The organism is Staphylococcus sp. 2S1 (genome assembly GCF_046721335.1).
Lineage (GTDB): Bacteria > Bacillota > Bacilli > Staphylococcales > Staphylococcaceae > Staphylococcus > Staphylococcus equorum_A.
This window is the reverse complement of the sequence record NZ_JBEUUJ010000001.1, coordinates 1-19,963: the sequence shown is the minus strand read 5'-3', so window position 1 is coordinate 19,963 and position 19,963 is coordinate 1. Positions and strand designations below refer to the sequence as shown.

The 19,963-nt window shown below is 33.8% G+C and carries 17 protein-coding genes, 4 pseudogenes and 1 riboswitch; of the genes and pseudogenes, 12 read left to right on the top strand and 9 right to left on the bottom strand.

Annotated elements, in window-relative coordinates; genetic code table 11:
• The 6 genes and pseudogenes from ABLV90_RS00105 to ABLV90_RS00080 form a co-directional block, all read left to right on the top strand.
• The coding region (locus ABLV90_RS00105) for a SulP family inorganic anion transporter (protein WP_460871906.1) at positions 1–429 on the top strand (429 nt) is incomplete at its 5' end.
• A complete protein-coding gene (locus ABLV90_RS00100; protein ID WP_460871905.1) occupies positions 429–1,553 on the top strand; it encodes an amidohydrolase in 1,125 nt (374 codons plus the stop codon). The genes ABLV90_RS00105 and ABLV90_RS00100, both read left to right, overlap by 1 nt.
• Before the next feature lie 85 nt (positions 1,554–1,638).
• Positions 1,639–2,521 (top strand): annotated as a pseudogene (locus ABLV90_RS00095) (SDR family oxidoreductase).
• A gap of 70 nt (positions 2,522–2,591) precedes the next feature.
• Complete coding sequence (locus ABLV90_RS00090; RefSeq protein ID WP_460871904.1) at positions 2,592–3,203, top strand: flavin reductase family protein; 612 nt, start codon at positions 2,592–2,594, stop codon at positions 3,201–3,203.
• Positions 3,204–3,330: 127 nt separating this feature from the next.
• A riboswitch (SAM riboswitch) is annotated at positions 3,331–3,432 on the top strand.
• Between the two features lie 123 nt (positions 3,433–3,555).
• On the top strand, positions 3,556–4,848 hold the full coding sequence (locus ABLV90_RS00085) for a Na+/H+ antiporter NhaC family protein (RefSeq protein ID WP_460871903.1): 1,293 nt from the start codon (positions 3,556–3,558) through the stop codon (positions 4,846–4,848).
• 280 nt (positions 4,849–5,128) lie between these two features.
• Positions 5,129–5,635 carry an SRPBCC family protein gene (locus tag ABLV90_RS00080; protein ID WP_046465894.1) on the top strand — a complete coding sequence of 169 codons (507 nt, stop codon included), beginning with the start codon at positions 5,129–5,131 and terminating at the stop codon, positions 5,633–5,635.
• A 333-nt stretch (positions 5,636–5,968) separates the two neighbouring features.
• Here the strand turns inward: ABLV90_RS00080 and ABLV90_RS00075 are convergent, their stop codons facing one another.
• Positions 5,969–6,733: a MurR/RpiR family transcriptional regulator gene (locus ABLV90_RS00075; protein WP_460871907.1), complete on the bottom strand. Its 765-nt coding sequence runs from the start codon at positions 6,731–6,733 to the stop codon at positions 5,969–5,971.
• Between the two features lie 221 nt (positions 6,734–6,954).
• Here ABLV90_RS00075 and ABLV90_RS00070 point away from each other — a divergent pair, with 221 nt between their 5' ends.
• Positions 6,955–8,547 (top strand): alpha-glucoside-specific PTS transporter subunit IIBC, encoded by a 1,593-nt coding sequence (locus ABLV90_RS00070; RefSeq protein WP_460871902.1) that lies wholly within the window; start codon positions 6,955–6,957, stop codon positions 8,545–8,547.
• 76 nt (positions 8,548–8,623) lie between these two features.
• Here the strand turns inward: ABLV90_RS00070 and ABLV90_RS00065 are convergent, their stop codons facing one another.
• Entirely contained in the window at positions 8,624–9,154 is a 531-nt protein-coding gene (locus ABLV90_RS00065) for a hypothetical protein (protein ID WP_046465891.1), read from the bottom strand.
• Positions 9,155–9,419: 265 nt separating this feature from the next.
• On the opposite strand from ABLV90_RS00065, the gene ABLV90_RS00060 reads away from it, so the two are divergent.
• The 3 genes from ABLV90_RS00060 to ABLV90_RS00050 all read left to right on the top strand — a co-directional run bounded on the left by ABLV90_RS00060 (position 9,420) and on the right by ABLV90_RS00050 (position 11,340).
• Complete coding sequence (locus ABLV90_RS00060) at positions 9,420–10,334, top strand: bile acid:sodium symporter family protein (RefSeq protein ID WP_069817605.1); 915 nt, start codon at positions 9,420–9,422, stop codon at positions 10,332–10,334.
• Between the two features lie 165 nt (positions 10,335–10,499).
• A complete protein-coding gene (locus ABLV90_RS00055) occupies positions 10,500–11,144 on the top strand; it encodes an HAD family hydrolase (RefSeq protein WP_460871901.1) in 645 nt (214 codons plus the stop codon).
• A gap of 4 nt (positions 11,145–11,148) precedes the next feature.
• Positions 11,149–11,340, top strand: coding sequence for a hypothetical protein (locus tag ABLV90_RS00050; protein WP_046465888.1), 192 nt, complete (start codon positions 11,149–11,151; stop codon positions 11,338–11,340).
• 130 nt (positions 11,341–11,470) lie between these two features.
• Here the strand turns inward: ABLV90_RS00050 and ABLV90_RS00045 are convergent, their stop codons facing one another.
• From ABLV90_RS00045 to ABLV90_RS00035, 3 genes and pseudogenes are all read right to left on the bottom strand, one after another.
• Complete coding sequence (locus tag ABLV90_RS00045) at positions 11,471–11,653, bottom strand: hypothetical protein (RefSeq protein WP_002506889.1); 183 nt, start codon at positions 11,651–11,653, stop codon at positions 11,471–11,473.
• Positions 11,650–12,009, bottom strand: coding sequence for a hypothetical protein (locus tag ABLV90_RS00040; protein ID WP_046465887.1), 360 nt, complete (start codon positions 12,007–12,009; stop codon positions 11,650–11,652). Before ABLV90_RS00040 ends, ABLV90_RS00045 begins: the two co-directional genes overlap by 4 nt.
• Positions 12,010–12,081: 72 nt before the next feature.
• A pseudogene (locus ABLV90_RS00035) lies at positions 12,082–12,913 on the bottom strand (formate/nitrite transporter family protein).
• 348 nt (positions 12,914–13,261) lie between these two features.
• Between ABLV90_RS00035 and ABLV90_RS00030 the strand changes: the two are divergent.
• Entirely contained in the window at positions 13,262–14,650 is a 1,389-nt protein-coding gene (locus ABLV90_RS00030; protein WP_460871900.1) for an amino acid permease, read from the top strand.
• Positions 14,651–14,882: 232 nt separating this feature from the next.
• Positions 14,883–16,314: pseudogene (locus ABLV90_RS00025) on the top strand (alkaline phosphatase).
• Between the two features lie 160 nt (positions 16,315–16,474).
• On the opposite strand, the gene ABLV90_RS00020 reads toward ABLV90_RS00025, so the two are convergent.
• The 4 genes and pseudogenes from ABLV90_RS00020 to ABLV90_RS00005 all read right to left on the bottom strand — a co-directional run.
• Positions 16,475–17,350 carry a MurR/RpiR family transcriptional regulator gene (locus tag ABLV90_RS00020; protein ID WP_460871899.1) on the bottom strand — a complete coding sequence of 292 codons (876 nt, stop codon included), beginning with the start codon at positions 17,348–17,350 and terminating at the stop codon, positions 16,475–16,477.
• A gap of 2 nt (positions 17,351–17,352) precedes the next feature.
• Positions 17,353–18,795 (bottom strand): annotated as a pseudogene (locus ABLV90_RS00015) (PTS transporter subunit EIIC).
• 76 nt (positions 18,796–18,871) lie between these two features.
• Positions 18,872–19,759, bottom strand: coding sequence for an N-acetylmuramic acid 6-phosphate etherase (gene murQ, locus ABLV90_RS00010; protein ID WP_460871898.1), 888 nt, complete (start codon positions 19,757–19,759; stop codon positions 18,872–18,874).
• Positions 19,760–19,761: 2 nt separating this feature from the next.
• On the bottom strand, positions 19,762–19,963 hold a 202-nt coding region (locus tag ABLV90_RS00005), incomplete at its 5' end, for a phospho-sugar glycosidase domain-containing protein (RefSeq protein ID WP_460871897.1).

Genomic DNA, 19,963 nt, shown 5'->3' with positions numbered 1-19,963 from the left:
ACCAGTGATAAGAATAAGGAATCTATTGGTCAAGGCATCGCGAACTTTATCGTTGGCTTGTTTGGAGGGTTTGGCGGTAGTGCACTTGTTGGGCAATCGCGCTTTAACGTAGCAATGGGTGCGAATTCAAGGTTGTCGACTTTCATCACAGGCAGCTTTTTATTGATATGTTTATTTATTTTTGGAGAGATTATCGGACGCATACCTATGGCCGTGTTAGCCACTGTGTTAATCACGATTTCACTTGGTACGTTTGATAGACGAACGTTGCCATTTATTCGCAAAGCACCCTTGTTAAATAGCATTTTAATTATTTCTACCGTAGTAATTATTTTAATTACGAATAACCTTGCCTTAGGCGTCGTTGTTGTAACAATAAGTTATTACATGATTTACCGTTTTATTAATAAGAAAGGACGTGACATATAATGCCACAATATGAAGATTATGTGAATTGGAGAAGAACATTACATCAATACCCTGAACTTTCAGATGCTGAATATGAGACGACAAAAAGATTGAAACGAATATTAGAAGCGTATGATATTAAAATAATTGATTTACCACTAGAGACTGGTTTAGTTGCTGAAGTGGGACAAGGTGAAACATTCGTGGCTGTAAGAACAGACATTGATGCTTTGCCTATCCATGAGCAAGTGGTACATGAATTCACTTCAACGAATGAAGGTGTGATGCATGCATGTGGACATGATATACACATGGCCAGTATATTAGCGGTAGCAACAAGACTTAAAGATATTGAAAGCCAATTAAAAGGACGTGTCCGTATTATTTTTCAACCTGCAGAAGAACTGGGTTATGGGGCACTACATATCACTGAATCAGGAGCGATTGATGGCGCAAAAGCTGTATTAGGCTATCACAATTATCCGTCGTTAGATGTGGGTGAATTTGCAGTGAAGTCGGGTGTAATTACATCGTCTGTAGACCGTTTTGAATTTAAAATAAAAGGTACAGGTGCGCATGTCGCTAAACCAGAACAGGGTAACGACCCTGTCATCGTTCTAGGACAATTAATTAATAGTGTTCAATCGATTGTAAGTAGAAATTTATCTGCTTTTGATAGCGCAGTCGTAACTATAGGTGAAGTATCTAGTGGCAATACATGGAATGTTATTGCTGATCAAGCGTACGTCCAAGGTACTGTGAGAAGCTTTGATGAAGATAAACGTGTTTATATTGAAGAACGACTTAGAGCAATTGGAAGTGGACTTGCAGAAGCCTTTGATGTCGAAATAGAAACACTATATCATCGTTTACCAGGTGCCGTTAAAAACGATGAAAAATTAACGAATGACGCTATCGAAGTAGCCAAACAAGTTGGATATAATGTAGAAGTTATGGATAAACCTTTAACAATTGGCGAAGACTTTTCTGGTTTTGCAAATAAATATCCAAGTGTCTTTGCATTCATTGGGTCGAATAGTGAATATGATTTACATCACCCTAAGTATGACCCAGATGAACGTATTCTAGAAAAAGTGCCTGAGTATTTTGTTACATTTGTTCAAAAATTATTGAACGAAGTATAAGTTGTTAAACACTTTGTATATGTATTAACTCCTATAAAATTTGGGTAATGTATAGATATAATAATTATTTAAGGAGTGTTGTATTATGGCAGCCCAAGATCCAAGAACAAAATTTTCAAATGAAGATTTTCCAAAACAAGAACAAACGCTTCCTGGTTTACAAAAAGAATTAGAACCTAAACCAGATTGTGGGGAAACTTCATATATTGGTTATGGTAGATTAACAGATTATAAAATGTTAGTGACGGGTGGAGATTCTGCCATTGGAAGAGTTGCTGCTATAGCGTATGCGAAAGAAGGCGCAGATGTAGCGATAAATTATCTTCCTGAAGAACAAGCAGACGCCGAAGAAGTACAAGAAGTGATTGAATTAGCAGGTAGAAAAGCTGTTTTAATACCAGGAGATCTCCGAAATGAACAATTTAACTATGATTTAGTTGAGCAAGCTTATAATGAATTAGGTGGTTTAGATAATGTAACCCTTGTAGCAGGACACCAACAATACAGAGATGATTTAAAAAGTTTCGATACAGCTTCATTTACTGAAACATTTGAAACAAACGTTTATCCTATATTTTGGACAGTTCAAAAAGCACTAGATTATTTACAACCGGGTGCTACAATTACGACAACATCATCCGTGCAAGGGTATAATCCAAGTCCTATCCTACATGATTATGCAGCCTCAAAAGCAGCAATCATTTCATTAACTAAAAGTTTATCAGAAGAATTAGGTGCCAAAGGTATTCGTGTGAATTGTGTAGCACCTGGGCCATTTTGGTCACCCCTACAAATATCTGGCGGACAACCACAATCGAAGATACCTACATTTGGTCAAAAAGAAGTGTTAGGTAGAGCAGGGCAACCTGTTGAACTTTCAGGAGTATATGTACATTTAGTCTGCTGAAGAGTCGAGTTATACGACTGGGCAAGTTTATGGTGTAACAGGCGGAACTCAGTTAGACTAATGATATCAAAAGTTAGTAATCTCTTATAGATTATCTAGCTTTTATTTTTTGAAGGGTATGGTAATAAAATATGAAACAATTTAAAGCAGATACACTCTCTAAAAAACAAAATTATAAATTATTGAGTGGGAGTATAATTCCAAGACCGATTGCATTTGTTACTTCTCAAGATAAATCAGGTCATTTAAATGCGGCGCCATTCAGTTTCTTTAATATAGTGAATAGCGCACCGCCAATGATTATGATTTCTACGGTCCGTTCAGAAGGTGAACGAAAAGATACCTCAGTAAATATCGAAGAAACCGAAGAATTTGTCGTTCATATTACTGATGAAACAATTGTTGAAGAAGTTAATAAAACGGCGACACCAATAGAGCGTAAGCGTAATGAGCTAGAAAGAACAAATTTAACATGTATTGATTCAGAACTTGTTTCTGTCCCAGGGATACAACAAGCAAAAGTCCGCATGGAATGTAAATTAAACAGAATTATTCCATTGGGCGATCCACAAGAAGGTTCTGATTTAATTATTGGTGAAGTCGTTATGTTCCATATCGATGATGATGTATACTTTGAAGATAGTAAAATTGATGCTCAGGCATTAGCGGCTGTCTCGCGCTTAGCCGGCAATGACTATGCGTCGTTAGGAGAAACATTTACGATTGTGCGACCTATTGAATAAGGTGTCGCACTTTTTGTATATAGCGTATGATTGCAAAGTAATGTTGACAAACGTGCTTTAACGTATTAAGCTAAATCAGTATTTGACGGATTACAGTTGAAAATGTACTGTAATAGAACAATTTAATAACTTATCTAGAGAAGTGGAGGGACTGGCCCGTCGATACTTCGGCAACATGATGATGCGTGTGCCAATTCCAGTAGCATAAATGTATGCTAGAAGATAAGAATGAAAACACAACGTTTACTCTTTTCTTCAATAGAAAAGAGTTTTTTTATTTTCAAAAAGGAAACACAAAGAAATAGCGATGAGTAAATTTCACGCTTTTACCCTTATAGAAAGTTGGTTTTGTATGGAGAAGACAAAGAAAGGTAACGCTTGGGCATTGATTCCATTGCTCGTATTTGTAGGCTTATTTTTAGGTGTAGGTATTGGTACAGGTGATTTTTCAACAATGCCTTTAAATGTAGCAATTTTAGTAGCATCTATTGTAGCTTTGATTTTAAATAGAAAAGAAACGTTTCATAAAAAAGTGGAAGTCTTCACAAAAGGCGCGGGTCATTCAAATATTATTTTAATGATGCTCATCTTTATACTGGTCGGAGCCTTCTCTCAAACTACTGAAGACATGGGTGGCGTGCAATCTACAGTTAATTTAGGATTGTCACTTATTCCAGAAAATTTAATTATCGTAGGCTTATTTATTATTTGTATGTTTGTTTCGCTTTCAATGGGTACCTCTGTAGGTACAGTAGCAACAATAGCGCCTGTTGGATTTGGATTGAGTCAAGCAACTGATGTCTCAGCAGCTATTACGATGGCTACGGTTGTAGGTGGTGCAATGTTTGGTGATAATTTATCAATGATTTCAGATACAACAATCGCGACTGTACGTACTCAAAAAACAAAAATGAGTGATAAATTTAAAGTGAATATTAAAATTGTGTTGCCAGGTGCTATATTTACGATTATAGCTTTGTGGTTTTTAACAAATGGAGCACAAATTGATGCAACTAAAAGTTATGACTATAACATTATCAAAGTCTTACCTTATTTAATGGTACTGATATTAGCATTAATTGGTATTAATGTGATTATTGTACTTATAGGTGGTATCGCATTATCAGCAGTAATTGGCCTTATAGATGGATCATTTGGTTGGACGGGATTATTAGGATCTATTTCAAAAGGTATTATTGGTATGGAAGATATAGCGATGATTGCCTTACTTATCGGAGGTCTTGTAGCACTTATTCAACATAACGGCGGTATTACATGGTTACTTCACTTTGTTCGTAATAGAGTGAAATCAAAACGTGGCGCAGAATTAGGTATAGCTGGGTTAGTCAGTGCGGCGGATATTTCAACAGCGAATAATACGATATCGATATTGATGGCTGGTCCACTAGCAAAAGAAATTTCGGAAGAATACGATGTAGACCCAAGAAAATCTGCAAGTATTTTGGATATGTTTGCGAGTTGTTTCCAAGGACTCTTACCTTATAGTCCACAGTTAATTGCGGCAGCAGGTGTGGCATCTATATCTCCATTTGAGTTATTACCTTACTCTATTTATCCTATGATTTTAGGAGTTTGTGGTTTGATTGCAATCTTCTTTAACTTACCAAGATTAAATAAAAAATAAGGGGTTAAAAGGGAAGGAGAATCAGTGCATTGTTTGTATCTGATGAACCTCCCTTTTTATTATGTTGGAATATAATGTAATTTTATAAAAAGTTCTTAAATACATGTTTTTACGGAAGTGACGTTTAAAATTTTGACGTTTACTGACTATTGACGATAAAATATAGAAGTTGATCGTTTTAAAGTAAAGACTAGAACATTTTATGATTCATATGATTATTGTTTAGAAGTCTTGTAGAATAGGTTAGAATAGAATTAAGAGTGAAAGTAGGTGAACAATCGTGGGTAAATATAATGTTGAAAATGAATACGTTGAGATTCGACTTGAACGACTATTTAAAGTTGAACCAGAATTATTATATCAAGCATGGACAGATCAACGTTTTCTTAAACAATGGTTTATGACAACAGATAGAACAAATAAATCAATTCATATTAACGCTGAACAAAATGGAAGTTATGAAATAGTTGACGTTCGTAAAGGGAAAGAAAATGTAGTAAAAGGTTCTTTTATTACGTTAACACCGTATGAATATATCGTCATGACAATTGGTATGCCAGAGTTAAGTGATTCTGAAGATACAATTGAAATTGAAATATTCGAAAGAGAAGCGGGCATCACACAAATGATTTTTAATTATAAAGCTTTTGTGCCAAAAGAACGTAGATATACAACACTGGAATATAAGCAGAAGAAAAAAGAATATCATGATTCTACTGCGCATGGTTTTGAAATATTATTTGATAAATTACAAGTGGTATTGGAAGAATTTGAATCAGACCTTTAACATGTAATGAGATGTTGTGAATATAAACTGTTAGCAAAGTTGTCGCTTTGTTGGCAGTTTTTTTGTGCGCTTTCGCCCAAGTATAACTTCTACTGTACAATATATATTTCATACTCGCTTGCCTAGGGCATGGTCTCAGCTTGTATATAGTCTTCGGTTCATGCTGTTCCTCTCAGGCGTCTCGTATGAAATTAGGTTGAAAATACCGTAGAACAAATTAAAATAACACCACGCCATAAGTAGATGTTAATGGTGTGGTGTACTGATATTTGAACTTAGAGATGCTTAGTTGTATTGCAATAGTAATAAGCTCAGCATAAAGTTTGTGAATTATTAAGAAATAATTTCACCTTTTTCTATGCGCTCGTTAAACTTACGCAATAATGTTTCGAAAAATATGTGATAACTTATAAAGCTTGAATAATCTATACCGTCAACAAGATAAAAAGTGTTGCTAGAGACATAAATATTATAATCAGCTTTTTGAGCAAGTGTATTATCATTTAAAGTAGTTATGGAGAAAAAATACTTTTGACGTAACTGTAATAAGCTGGTGATATCTGTTAATTGATGAGATTCACCAGAAAGAGAAATAATGAAGAAAATATCTGTAGGTGTTGTTCTATTAAGGACCATTTTAAATTCGTGTACATCATGTAAAACAATAATATTTTTATGAATTGTTAACAAAATACGTTGCGCTTCTTGGGCGACATTCATTTGCGCGACGCCTGTCCCATACAAATAGACGGTCTCTGCTTCATTGATTTTATCAGTGACAAGATTATAATCAATGCGTTCTAAATATGTAAAAGTATTTTCGACGTCTTGTTTAAAACCTTCGATAGAGTCTGAAGGGAGATTATGAGATTTTTCAGTTTCAAACTTTAAATAAGATTTAAAGTCACTATAACCATCAAAACCTAATTTACGTGTAAAACGATGAATAGTTGCATTTGAAGCATGTGTATATTCTGCTAAGTCTTGAATTTTCATTGTTTTACATTTTGTCGTATGTGTATTGATAAAATGAGCAATATGTAAGTCATTCTCATTTAATTTATTAAAGTTATTATTAACGCGTTCATCTAAAAACAATATGATAACCTCGCACTTCATGAAAATATTTTCAACTTTTGGAAATATAATCTGATTATACAAAACTATTCGTAATATAGTCAAACCATTGCTTATATGTAAGCGTTTCCTTTAGTATTGAGATAAGATTTGAAACAGACGTATCTAAAAAATGATAAGTTTACATATAAGTATTTGAATGTAAGTTATCTAAATTTAATAGAACTTGGGGGTATATTTTTATGAACGCAATTAAACGATTTGGGAGTGCGATGATAGTTCCAGTGCTGATGTTTGCTTTCTTCGGTATTGTCTTAGGGTTTGCTACATTATTTAAAAATCCGGCAATAATGGGAAGTATTGCAGAAGATGGGACGACTTGGTTTAGAATATGGTCCGTAATAGAATCTGGTGGTTGGGTAATATTCGATCATATGGAAATTGTATTTGCTGTCGGATTGCCACTTTCTTTAGCTAAAAAAGCACCTGGTCATGCTGCACTAGCGGCGTTAATGGGCTATCTCATGTTTAATACATTTATTAACGCTATTCTTACACAATGGCCACATACATTTGGGGCTAATTTTGAAAAAGGAGTCGAGAATGTTACTGGACTCAAAGCAATTGCTGGGATTGAAACGTTAGATACCAATATTTTAGGTGGTATTATAATTTCTAGTATTGTGACATGGATACATAATAGGTTCTACAGTAAGAAACTGCCTGAAATGCTAGGTGTGTTCCAAGGATTAACATTTGTAGTAACGATTTCGTTTATTGTTATGTTGCCGATTGCATTGATAACATGTATTGTTTGGCCGACGATTCAAGGTGGTATTTCTTCATTACAAGGATTTATCATAGGATCGGGTTACATTGGGGTATGGCTATATCACTTCTTAGAAAGAGTACTTATTCCAACAGGTTTACATCACTTTATATATGCACCAATTGAAGTAGGTCCAGTAGTGGTAAACCACGGATTAAAAGCAGAGTGGTTTGCGCATGTAAATGAATTTGCTACGAGTACGAAGTCATTGAAAGAACAATTCCCTTATGGATTTATGTTACAAGGTAATGGTAAAGTATTTGGTTCGATAGGTATTGCATTAGCAATGTATTCAACTACACCTAAAGAGAATAAGAAAAAAATTGCAGCGTTACTTATCCCGACTACATTAACTGCTGTAGTTGTAGGTATTACAGAACCATTAGAATTTACATTCTTGTTTATTGCACCTTATTTATTTGTATTGCACGCACTATTAGCCGCAACAATGGATACACTGATGTATGGATTTGGCCTCGTAGGTAACTTTGGTGGCGGTCTATTAGACTTCTTTGCTACCAATTGGATACCTTTAGCACAAAATCATTGGTTAACATATGTAATTCAAATCATTATTGGTCTTGTATTTACAGCTATTTATTACTTCTTATTCAGATTCTTAATTTTAAAATTCAATATTCCACTTCCTGGTCGTAAGAAAGATGAAGAAGACGTGAAGTTGTATAGTAAACATGATTATAAGAGTAAAAAAGGCAGTGATGACAAAGGAAACGCAACATCTACTGGTAATGAATACGAAGATAAAGCAAATTATTATTTAGAAGGCCTTGGTGGTAAAGAAAATATCAAGGACGTAACAAATTGTACGACACGCTTAAGATTAACAGTGAATGATATAGATAAAGTAGAAGATAGTGGTTATTTCACACATAATCAAATGGCACATGGATTAGTTAAAAGTGGTAAAAATGTCCAAGTCGTTGTTGGTATGTCAGTACCACAAGTAAGAGAAGCCTTTGAAAACATCGTTAACGAGGAAGAGTAAGATTAAATAGATAATAAAAAATAAGCACAGCCCGTATGGAATCGTTCCATGGGCTGTGCTTTATTATATAAACGAATTACGAAATTCTAGCTTTATTCATTAATCTTGGTTGATATATTGCACCAAGTACATCAATGTTATGAGTAGCAATCATTTGGATGAGTTTTGCGAAAACTTTAGGAGAACAAGAAACATTTATTTTATCTCTATTGAAGGTATATGTAATATGCTCCGTTTGATTGATTAAGTTCAAAATATCAATGACTTTGTCTTTAACAAAAGCGTCGTAAAGTCCATCGATAGTTAGTTCAAAACGTTTAGAAGATAACAATAAATGATCAAGATCTAATAATTTTTCAGAATGATTACTTTCTATAATTTGATAAATTAAATAATTATGGAAGCTCAGAAAACTAATAATATATGGTAACTGGTATTTTGGTAAGTTGACCTTTAATGCATACAAGTTATTTTCTTTAAAAATTGAAAACTTGAATGAGTTGCAAAAATTAATTTGCTTACATAATTTAGTTAAATTTTTACGTGTGGCACGTTTGTTAAGTCCACCTATATTTAACACAAAAGTTTCCGTTCTATCTAAAAACATATTATACCTCCATATCTATATAAAGTGTCATATGGATATTAATCATAATATTCTTTACACTTAAAATTATACAAGTTTTTATTTCTATTAAATTGTACCACTCTTTTAAAATGTTGACACTAGGTCTTTAGAACGAAGTTGAAAATTATTTTTGAAGTTAAATTTTTGGGTTTTAAAAAGTTGGAATATTTTGAAAATTCAGTTGTATAGCTGTTTAAAGTATGATACATTTTTCATTATTAATACATAGAGGAAGTGTTTAGAGATGTTATCAAAAGTGAGTAAGTTTGCAACAAACACATTCTTGATATGGATGTTAATCGCCGCAATAATTGGCTTTATTTTTCCAACTCAGTTAGCTACGTTAAGTGGTTGGGTGCCATATTTACTTGGTATCGTAATGTTAGGGATGGGATTGACCATTGACCCGAAAGATTTTAAGATTGTATTTCAATCGCCAAAGTGCGTAATAATTGGTGTGATTTTGCAATACACAATCATGCCTTTAGCGGCTTTTTTAATTGCTAAATTATTTCAATTACCACCAGAAATTGCAATTGGTGTGATATTAGTTGGGTGTTGTCCAGGGGGAACATCAAGTAACGTTATGAGTTATTTAGCAAATGCGAATGTTGCGTTGTCTGTAGCTATTACAAGCGTCTCTACGTTACTTGCTCCGTTCTTAACGCCAGCATTAATTTATTTATTCGCACATGAATGGTTACAAGTTTCATTTATGAGTATGTTTTGGTCAGTAGTGCAAGTGATACTTATTCCTATTGCGATTGGTTTTATATTACAAAAAGTATTTAAAAAATTCGCTGATAAGACTGCAACTGCATTGCCAATCGTTTCTGTAATTGCTATTTCACTGATACTCGCTTCTGTAGTAGGTGGGAGTAAATCACAAATACTAGAAACAGGATTGCTCATTTTTGCAGTAGTCATACTACATAACATTGTTGGTTATGTATTAGGATATACATTAGCAAATATATTTAAACTGGAACGCGCTGATAAAAAAGCTGTTTCGATTGAAGTTGGTATGCAGAATTCAGGGTTAGCAGTAACATTAGCTACTGTACACTTTAGTCCTTTATCGGCAGTGCCTGGGGCAGTATTTAGTTTGGTACACAATATTACCGGACCAATTTTAGCAAAATATTGGAATAAACGGTAATAACACTAGAAGCATAAATAATGAGGCTGGGACATATCACATGTCTCAGCCTCAATTTCTATATTACCATTTTAAAATCTAAACTACATATTTCGATTTTAAAATATGATAAGCTAGCATTAATATAATTTAACGAAACAACAAGTGGACAGAGGAGGATATATTATGTATAGAGCAGTCATATTTGATTTTGATGGCACGATTATTGATACAGAAAGGCATCTATTTGAAATCATTAATAAGCACTTGAAAAAACATAATTTAACTGAAATAACATTGGATTTTTATCGTCAATCTATTGGCGGAGTCGCGACGGATTTACATCATTATTTAGAAAGTCAATTAGGTAAAGAAAATAAGCATGAAATTTATGTCGAACATAGTAGCACAAGCGTTGATTTGCCAATCATTGATGCAATGAAACAGTTAATGGACTATTGCAAAAAATGTCATATACCCATGGCGATTGCGACGAGTAGCTATAGAGCTGACATCAAACCAGCTTTTGAAAGTCTAGGATTAAGCAATTATATCGATATCGTTGTAGGTAGAGAAGATGTTGAAGCGGTTAAACCAAGCCCTGAGCCATACCTCACTGCTGTTCAAAAACTGAATTACAATCCTGGAAATTGTTTAGCAATCGAAGACTCAGTTAATGGTGCAACTGCCGCAGTTTTAGCTGGTTTAGATGTTATCGTCAATACAAATACAATGACAGAAAAACAAGATTTTAGCGAAGTGGCATTTACTGGAAAAGATTTAACCGGTGAAGAAATCATTACGACGTACTTTGAGAAAAATAGAGGCTAATTAAATGAGTGGATATTTAATTTTATTTTTCTTGGGTGGACCCATTGTATTGGCGATAAGTAATTTGGTATTAGGTCCGATTTTTAATAAAAAAATACCTTTTAAAATACAATTTAGATCATTTATGGTAGGAACGGTGGTTTATTTGTTAGGCGCTAGTTTAATATATTATTTTGTGCTTCAAGATAAATTGTAAATTTGGACCTGATTTTAAATATAAAAAGGGAGCTTCCATATGGAGGATCCCTTTAGCACGCAAACAAAGCACTGTTGCGAACTCAACTGCATTATATATGTTAGCTTATATTTAATATAAACATTGTTAATTATAAAAGTTGGAAAATCAATGTTGCTACAACGAGGACAAGTAGTATTGAATCTATACCTACCATGATTGCAAAACGCGTATTTTTTTCCCCAGTTTCTTTAGAGGCTTTTACTGCTTTTAAATTAGGAATCAAACTTACAATCAGTAAAATAATTACAATAACGCCTATAATCATACTCATGATTTGTCACCACCATTTTTATTTTTTTCTATATATTCCCAAACATAACCGGCGATGATACCAACAATTAAACCGACAATAATACCAACTTTTATAGTAGATATTAAAGCACATATGATAATAGCTAATAACAATGCGATTGGAATCGTGATACCAAATTTATATTTTCGTTCTGGTGAATCAACAATAGAAAATAAGACATAATATAATATAGCAAATACTACAATTACAAGTAGACTTTTTAAAATTAATTGTCCAATTGAACTATCTGAACCAGTAACATAATTTAATAAGAAAAATAACACACCAAAGATAAGAGAAACTGTAATTGTTTTTTTAAGTAAAATTTTATTCATGTTGAACTCCTTTGTAATAAAATCTAATGAAAATTATACCATAGAAAGTTTGAAATATAGAACGTCACAAAATTAATGCAACCTTTGCCCGTCATATTGATGATGATCATTTAAATATGCGTAAAACAATCCGATGATCAAACCCCCGCCAATATAGTTTCCAATTGCAGCACCAAGTAAATTGATTAATGTAGGAATAACTGCCAATAAATCACTTTGATAAACGAGTCCACCAACAAATAATACAGAATTATAAACGACATGTTCATAACCCATAAAGGCGAATATGGATACGCCAAACATCATGACAAACATTTTAGCTAGAATGTCATCAATTTGCATGGCGATAACTAATGAAATATTGATAAAAAAATTCGCGAATATCCCTTTGATTAAAATTGCTAAAAATCCTGCGGCAAATAGTTTATGCTCTATTGTAATTTCAAGCTGTATGAACATCTCCGGAGACATAATATCTGAATGTCGTGTGAGTGTGAAAAATATTAATCCTCCTGCCACGTTTCCTATAAAGCATAAGGTGAAAATTTTTAAGACACGCATAGGGCTAATAACACGATAATACAATCCAACAGTGAAATACATAAAATTACTTGTTAATAATTCTGAATTGGTGAATAGTATTAGCACTAATGCAAAACTAAAGGCAACGGATGAAACTAAATTTGTAACACCAGTAGGGCACATCGCTTCCAAGAGAAGCTTTAATCAACAATATGAATACAGTAATAATACCTAATATAAAGCCGCCCATGGTTGCACGTAATAAATAACGTTTAAAGTAAAAACTTTGAAGTACATCCTTGGTTCTAATCGTATCAACTACATGATCAATCCACGCCTTACCATAGAAGACTTTATCCCATTTAATGTTTTTCTCATTCAATTACGTATCCTCACTTTCGATAGATTAGGACAAGTATACTATGACAATCAGTATTTGTGAATAAATTCACAATATCTCCATAATAAATTTTATGAATTATATTTGAAGTAGGTATGTTCCACTGTGAATCACTTTAAATAAATCGTGATGACATTTGAAAAATCAAAAACAGTGAAATTCATAAAATTACTTTGCTTTTTTTGACGAAATAAAATACAATTAATAACGGAAATGTAAGCCCTTACATAAATCGAAAATAATTGTTCCAATTTTTAGATTTTATAGTATAATGGCGACATGATAAGTGTTTCATCTTTATTTATAATCGAAAGAGATGGGGTTTGAATTATGAATGAGAACAATGAGTTACAGAGGGGACTAGGTGCGCGTCAGATGAGAATGATTGCACTTGGTGGAACAATTGGAGTCGGACTGTTTTTAGGAGCTACAAGCACTATAAAATGGACAGGTCCTTCAGTTATATTTGCATATTTAATTGCAGGTATATTTATATTTTTAGTAATGAGAGCAATGGGAGAGATGGTTTATTTACACCCAACTTCTGGTTCCTTTGCTAACTTTGCAAGTGATTACATACATCCAGTAGCTGGTTATTTAACAGCCTGGAGCAATATTTTCCAATGGGTAGTTGTTGGTATGAGTGAAGTAATAGCTGTTGGAGAATATATGAATTATTGGTTTCCTGATTTACCGCAATGGATACCAGGCGTTATTGTAGTAGTATTATTGGCTTGTGCAAATCTTGTGTCAGTTAAAGCTTTTGGTGAATTTGAATTCTGGTTTGCAATGATCAAAATCGTAACGATTATCTTAATGATAATTGCTGGTTTTGGAATTATCTTCTTCGGGTTAGGTAATGGAGGAGAGGCAATTGGACTTTCTAATTTATGGGCTCACGGTGGTTTTATGCCTAATGGTTGGTTAGGGTTCTTCTTTGCACTATCTATTGTAATTGGTTCATATCAAGGTGTAGAGTTAATTGGAATCACTGCCGGAGAAACAAAAGACCCACAAAAAAATATAAAAAGTGCAGTTAATGGCGTCATTTGGCGTATATTAATTTTCTATATTGGAGCTATTTTTGTAATTGTTACAGTTTATCCTTGGGATCAATTAGGTAACATTGGTAGTCCATTTGTTGCTACATTTGCAAAAGTTGGTATTACATTTGTCGCTGGACTAATAAACTTTGTTGTACTTACTGCGGCAATGTCTGGCTGTAACTCAGGTATATTTAGTGCAAGTCGTATGACATTGAATTTATCTCAAAAAGGTATGCTACCTAAATTCTTTGGTAAAGTTATGAAAAATGGTGTGCCAGTCTGGACTGTAATTGCAATTGCATTAGGTATTTTAATCGGTGCATTATTGAACGTTATTTTACCATTATTTATTAAAGGTGCAGATAGTATATTTGTATATGTTTATAGTGCATCTATATTACCAGGCATGGTGCCTTGGTTTATGATTTTAATTAGTCACTTAAGGTTTAGAAAAAATCATCCTGAAGAAATAGAAGGGCATCCATTCAAAATGCCAGGTGGGGCTTTTACTAACTATATTACAATGGCATTCTTTATTGTCGTATTGATAGGTATGCTATTTAATAAAGAAACAGTAGTCTCAGTAGTAATAGGTATAGTATTCTTATTATTCATGACGATGTTCTTTTTCTTAAAAGGCTATCATAAGTTAGGTAAAGATAAACAAATTTAACATAGGTTGATAATTCAACTGAAATATAGGTTAGCTATTTTATGACTGAAACTACTAAGTTATAAAATAGCTAACCTTTTTATTATAAAAAATAGCTCTAAAACTGTGGATATAAGTGCTTGTATAACTACTGTTTTACAGAAAATTTACATTATTAAAATATTGACGCAAAATTAATGGATTACACTTAACATGTAAGCACAATAATACATATCAAAGGAGTTATTAATTTATGAAACTATTTAATAAGTTAGCAACTGTAACTGTAGCTAGTGCAATTGTTGTTGGCTCGGCATTAGGCAATGTACAACCAACATATGCTTCTGGTAATGGAAAAGCATCAAATGATACACCTGATGTATCTTATATGGGAAATACTGAAAACCCTAAAAATGTAATATTCTTAGTAGGCGATGGTATGGGGCCATCTTATAATTCAGCGTATCGTTATTTCGCAGATAATCCTGAAACAAAAGAAATGGAAAAAACTGCGTTCGATAAACATCTTGTCGGTAATCAACGTACAAATCCAGCTGATCCAAAAGAGAATGTAACGGATTCAGCAGACATCTGCTACTGCATTTAGTTCTGGTCATAAAACATATAATGGCGCAATAGGTGTAGATGAAAATAAAGAAAATGTTAAAACAGTATTAGAACAAGCGAAAGAAAATGGTAAATCTACCGGTTTAGTTTCAACTGCTGAGATTACAGATGCAACACCTGCAGCTTATGCATCACACGTAGATTCACGCGATAAAAAAGATGAAATCGCACAACAATTTTATAATGATAAAATTAACGGCGAACATAAAGTAGATGTCTTACTCGGTGGTGGTGCAAAATATTTCGGTGAAGAAAATGGTAATTTAACAGATAAATTCAAAAAAGATGGTTATGATGTTGTAGATAATAAAACCGATTTACAAAAATCAACAAGTAAACAAATATTAGGTTTGTTCGCTGATGGAAATATGCCATTACAAATAGACGCACCTGATAAAAATCCTAAACTATTAGATATGACAGAAACTGCAGTTAATAAATTACAGCAAAATGATAAAGGTTTCTTCTTAATGGTGGAAGGCGCTTCGATTGATAAAGCAGGGCACCCAAATGATGTTACTGGTGTAATGTCAGAAATGGAAGGTTTTGAAAAATCATTTGATTATGCCATGAACTATGCTAAAGAACATAAAGATACACTTGTAGTAGCAACTGCAGATCACTCGACAGGTGGTTTATCAATTGCCAAAGGTGAAGATTACCTCTGGAACCCTAAAGTAATTCACGATATGAAACATTCAGGCACATACATGACTGAACAAATTGCCAAAGGTGAAGATGCTGAACAAGTAATTAATGAAGGTTATGGTTTTGATGTAGAAGCGACTCAAATTGATAAAATTAAAGATGAAGCTGAAAAACTGAAAAAATTAAATGAAGATGATGAGGCATATGAAGGGCAATTACAAGAATTACAAAATGCAATTCAAAAACCAATCAATGATAAATCGAATACGGGGTGGACTACAACCGGACATACAGGTGAAGACGTGAACACATATGCGTTTGGTCCCGGTAGTGATAAATTCCAAGGAAATATAGATAATACAGATAATGCTAAAAACATTTTTGAACTTTTAAAAAGTGAAGCTAAATAAACAAAATATCAATATTTAGGGTAACTTGTAATAAGGGACTAAAAATCGCTATACGTTTTACTAGTCCCTTATTCAAATTCATAAAAAAGCACCTATCGAAACAGCGTATTATGCTGACGATAGGTGCTTTTCTTTAATATAGTTCAACTTAACATATCGATTAATGTTTAAATTGAATTTTAGATAAATGCTTACGGTAATTATCTAAAGCCATTTTAGACTGCGTAATAGAGTCTAGTGCACTTTGATAATTCAATGCAATATAACGATAGTAAAGTATATCTACTGTAAAAAGTTGAGCAAATAGTGATGTTGTTGCGACCATACGCAGTTCGTTTTCATCCGTTTGACCATATATTAAAGTATGGTCTGAAACTTTTGCGACTGGGTTATCATTAGAACTAGAAATTGTAATAATTGGAATGTTATAGTCCATTGCGACTTTAGCCATAGATTGCATTTCACTGTGATTACCTTGATTTGTTACAAAGATAATACAATCATTTTCATCGTGTGTCGCTAACGTTGACATAAATAAATGCGTTTCTTGTAACAAACGGACATTGAGTCCAATGCGGGATAATTTTTGAAATAAATCAGTAACGATGACGAGTGAAGCACCATAACCAAATAGGAATATTGTATTTGAACGCTTCATTGTTTCACAAATACTGTCAATACTATATTCATCTATGTACGTTGATACATAGTTCATCGTGTCTGTTGCACGAGATAGCATTTTTGTTTTTAACGTATCGACTGACTCATTATCCGCTAATTCGAGGTGATTATTATGGATTGCATCATCAGGTAAATAACGAGAGATGGCAATCTTTAATTCTTGGAAACCTTTATCTGTAATTTTTTTACTAAATCTAACGATGGATGCTGTGCTAGTATGAATCTCGTTAGATAAGTCTTGAACTGACATATTGATAATTTTATGTGGTGAATTCAAAATAAAATCTGCAATCTTTTTCTCACTTTTAGTTAACTGAGCATAATTGCTGTCAATTTTGTAAAGTACGTTGGTCATAGTTAATCACCTAAGCTATCAGATTCTCTCATAGTCTTCGTCGTACCTAAGAAATAGGTGAAGACGAAACCACCTGCATACGCAGCCGAGTAGTCCTGCAATATATCCTAAATACATATGATCTGAAATCAAAGGTAACAATGAGATCCCACTAGGTCCGATTGCAGTTGCCCCAATGTGACCAATACCTCCAACAACAGCGCCACCAATACCTCCACCAATACATGCAGTGAAGAATGGTTTGCCTAACGGTAAAGTGACACCATAAATTAAAGGTTCTCCGATTCCTAAAAATCCTACAGGTAGTGCACCTTTGAGTGTATTTCTTAAAGTTGTATTTTTTCTACATCTTACCCATAAAGCTAAAGCAACACCAACTTGACCAGCGCACTGCCATTGCGAGCAATAGGAAGTAAATAAGTTGCACCCGTTTGATTGATCATTTCAATATGAATAGGCGTAAATATATGATGTAATCCTAACATAACTAGTGGTAGGAAAAAAGCACCGATGATAAAGCCGCTAAAAACGCCACCGATACTGATTGTAGCATTGATGACAGATACTAAACCGTCAGAAACAAAACCAGCTAATGGCATAAAGATAAATATAGTTAATAAACCGATGATAAATAACGTAATAGTAGGTGTGACAATAATATCTACTGCATTAGGGACAATTTTATGTAATCGTTTTTCAACGATACTAAGAAGCCAAACTGCAAAAATAACGCCAATAATACCACCTTGACCAGGTTGTAGTGGTTCGCCTGTAAAGATATTAATAATCGCATTTTCATCAGTTAATCCTGTGAGTAATGTAGTACCACCAATAACACCACCTAATCCTGGTGTTGCGCCGAATTCTTTGGTCGCATTAATACCTGTAAAGATAGCTAGATAAGCTAACATACCATCTTTAATTACATTGAACACTGTGACAAGTTGTGTAACCCAGTCACCTGAAATTTGACCAGCAGCTAAAAGGTTACTTAATACTGCTGCAATACCACCAATTAATCCGGCACCAATAAAGGCTGGAATTAACGGAATAAAGATATTGGCAATTGTTTTTAATAATTTATTAAAGGCGCCGCGCTTTTGTTTACTTTGAATTGCTGTTTTATTTTCTTGTGCTTTTGCTTCAGCATCAGCTTTATAATTCGTTGAATTATGAGGGATTGTTTCCCCTAGACGTACACCGCTTAATTGAGATATATGATCCGCTACTTTATTAACAGTACCTGGACCAACTACTACTTGCACGCGTTCGTCTTTTACGACGCCCATAACACCTTGAGTTGCTTTTAATTTATCATAATCTACTTTGTTTTCATCAATCACTTTAATTCTTACACGTGTCATACAATTAATAACATTATCCATATTATCAAGACCACCAACAGCGTCTATAATATGTTCTGCGAGTTTTTGTTCTTTTGTCATCCTATATACCTCCTTATTGCATCATAGTTATATGGTTCATGTGGCAACGTGACATTGCTATTCAAATCAGTGTAAATTAATTTTTTATTGCTTGTTTAATAATATTGTCATTTTGACGTAATTTTGTTTCTGCTTCAGCTTTTGAAACATCACATAGATACATAACGACTGCTTGTTTAAGGTTTTGGTCTGCGTCATTATAAAGCTTTTGAGCTTGTTCATATGGAATATCACAAATATCTTGAATAATGCGCACTGAACGATCAACTAATTTATGGTTTGTGGCTTTTACATCTACCATGAGGTTGCCATAAACTTTTCCCACGCCAACCATCGTGATTGTGGAGATCATATTAAGAATGAGTTTCTGTGCTGTTCCTGATTTTAATCTCGTAGATCCAGTTAATACTTCGGGACCGACATTAGCTTCTACAGGGAATTCAGCTAGTTTGCTAATTTCTGTATCGACATTGCATGAAATGGCAACTGTATGGGCACCTAACTCTGTAGCGTATTTTAAACCGCCTTTGACGTAGGGCGTAGTTCCACTGGCCGCAATGCCAATAACTACATCGTTGTCTGTTAAGTCAATGTGTTTTAAATCATCATGTGCTAGTGATTCACTATCTTCAGCACCTTCGACTGCGACTGTCATAGCAGGTTGTCCACCGGCTATTAATCCGATGAATTCATCAGGTGTTGTATTAAATGTAGGCACACATTCTGCTGCATCGAGTACGCCGAGTCTTCCACTCGTGCACGCACCCATATAGATAATACGGCCACCTTTTTTAAATTGCTTCGTTGTAACTTCAATGACTTTAGCTAAGTCAGGCAATATTTGTTTTATCTGTTGAGGTACTTTTTGATCTTCTTCATTCATAGTCTCTAAAGCTTGTTGAATAGTCATTTCGTCTAAGTGCATTGTAGCTTCATTTCTTGATTCAGTTATTAAATTACTCATCTTTACAGCTCCTTATTCTTGTACGTAAATTCAAATGTGTCATTAGGCTGCATACATTGAATTAATGGTAAATCGTTCTTTATCACTTCACCTACAACATTGATATGATCATGCGGTGGTAAATCATTTTTAATAATCTGTAATTCACCTTGATAACGTCCGTTCAGTTTATTATCCACGGTTATAGCACCGAAATTACGACCA

Excerpts from the sequence above, each read along its gene's own strand:
- ABLV90_RS00100 (WP_460871905.1), top strand. The coding sequence starts at position 429 with ATGCCACAATATGAAGATTATGTGAATTGGAGAAGAACATTACATCAA.
- ABLV90_RS00090 (WP_460871904.1), top strand. The coding sequence starts at position 2,592 with ATGAAACAATTTAAAGCAGATACACTCTCTAAAAAACAAAATTATAAA.
- ABLV90_RS00085 (WP_460871903.1), top strand. The coding sequence starts at position 3,556 with ATGGAGAAGACAAAGAAAGGTAACGCTTGGGCATTGATTCCATTGCTC.
- ABLV90_RS00070 (WP_460871902.1), top strand. The coding sequence starts at position 6,955 with ATGAACGCAATTAAACGATTTGGGAGTGCGATGATAGTTCCAGTGCTG.
- ABLV90_RS00065 (WP_046465891.1), bottom strand. The coding sequence starts at position 9,154 with ATGTTTTTAGATAGAACGGAAACTTTTGTGTTAAATATAGGTGGACTT.
- ABLV90_RS00060 (WP_069817605.1), top strand. The coding sequence starts at position 9,420 with ATGTTATCAAAAGTGAGTAAGTTTGCAACAAACACATTCTTGATATGG.
- ABLV90_RS00055 (WP_460871901.1), top strand. The coding sequence starts at position 10,500 with ATGTATAGAGCAGTCATATTTGATTTTGATGGCACGATTATTGATACA.
- ABLV90_RS00050 (WP_046465888.1), top strand. The coding sequence starts at position 11,149 with ATGAGTGGATATTTAATTTTATTTTTCTTGGGTGGACCCATTGTATTG.
- ABLV90_RS00045 (WP_002506889.1), bottom strand. The coding sequence starts at position 11,653 with ATGAGTATGATTATAGGCGTTATTGTAATTATTTTACTGATTGTAAGT.
- ABLV90_RS00040 (WP_046465887.1), bottom strand. The coding sequence starts at position 12,009 with ATGAATAAAATTTTACTTAAAAAAACAATTACAGTTTCTCTTATCTTT.
- ABLV90_RS00030 (WP_460871900.1), top strand. The coding sequence starts at position 13,262 with ATGAATGAGAACAATGAGTTACAGAGGGGACTAGGTGCGCGTCAGATG.
- ABLV90_RS00020 (WP_460871899.1), bottom strand. The coding sequence starts at position 17,350 with ATGACCAACGTACTTTACAAAATTGACAGCAATTATGCTCAGTTAACT.
- murQ (WP_460871898.1), bottom strand. The coding sequence starts at position 19,759 with ATGAGTAATTTAATAACTGAATCAAGAAATGAAGCTACAATGCACTTA.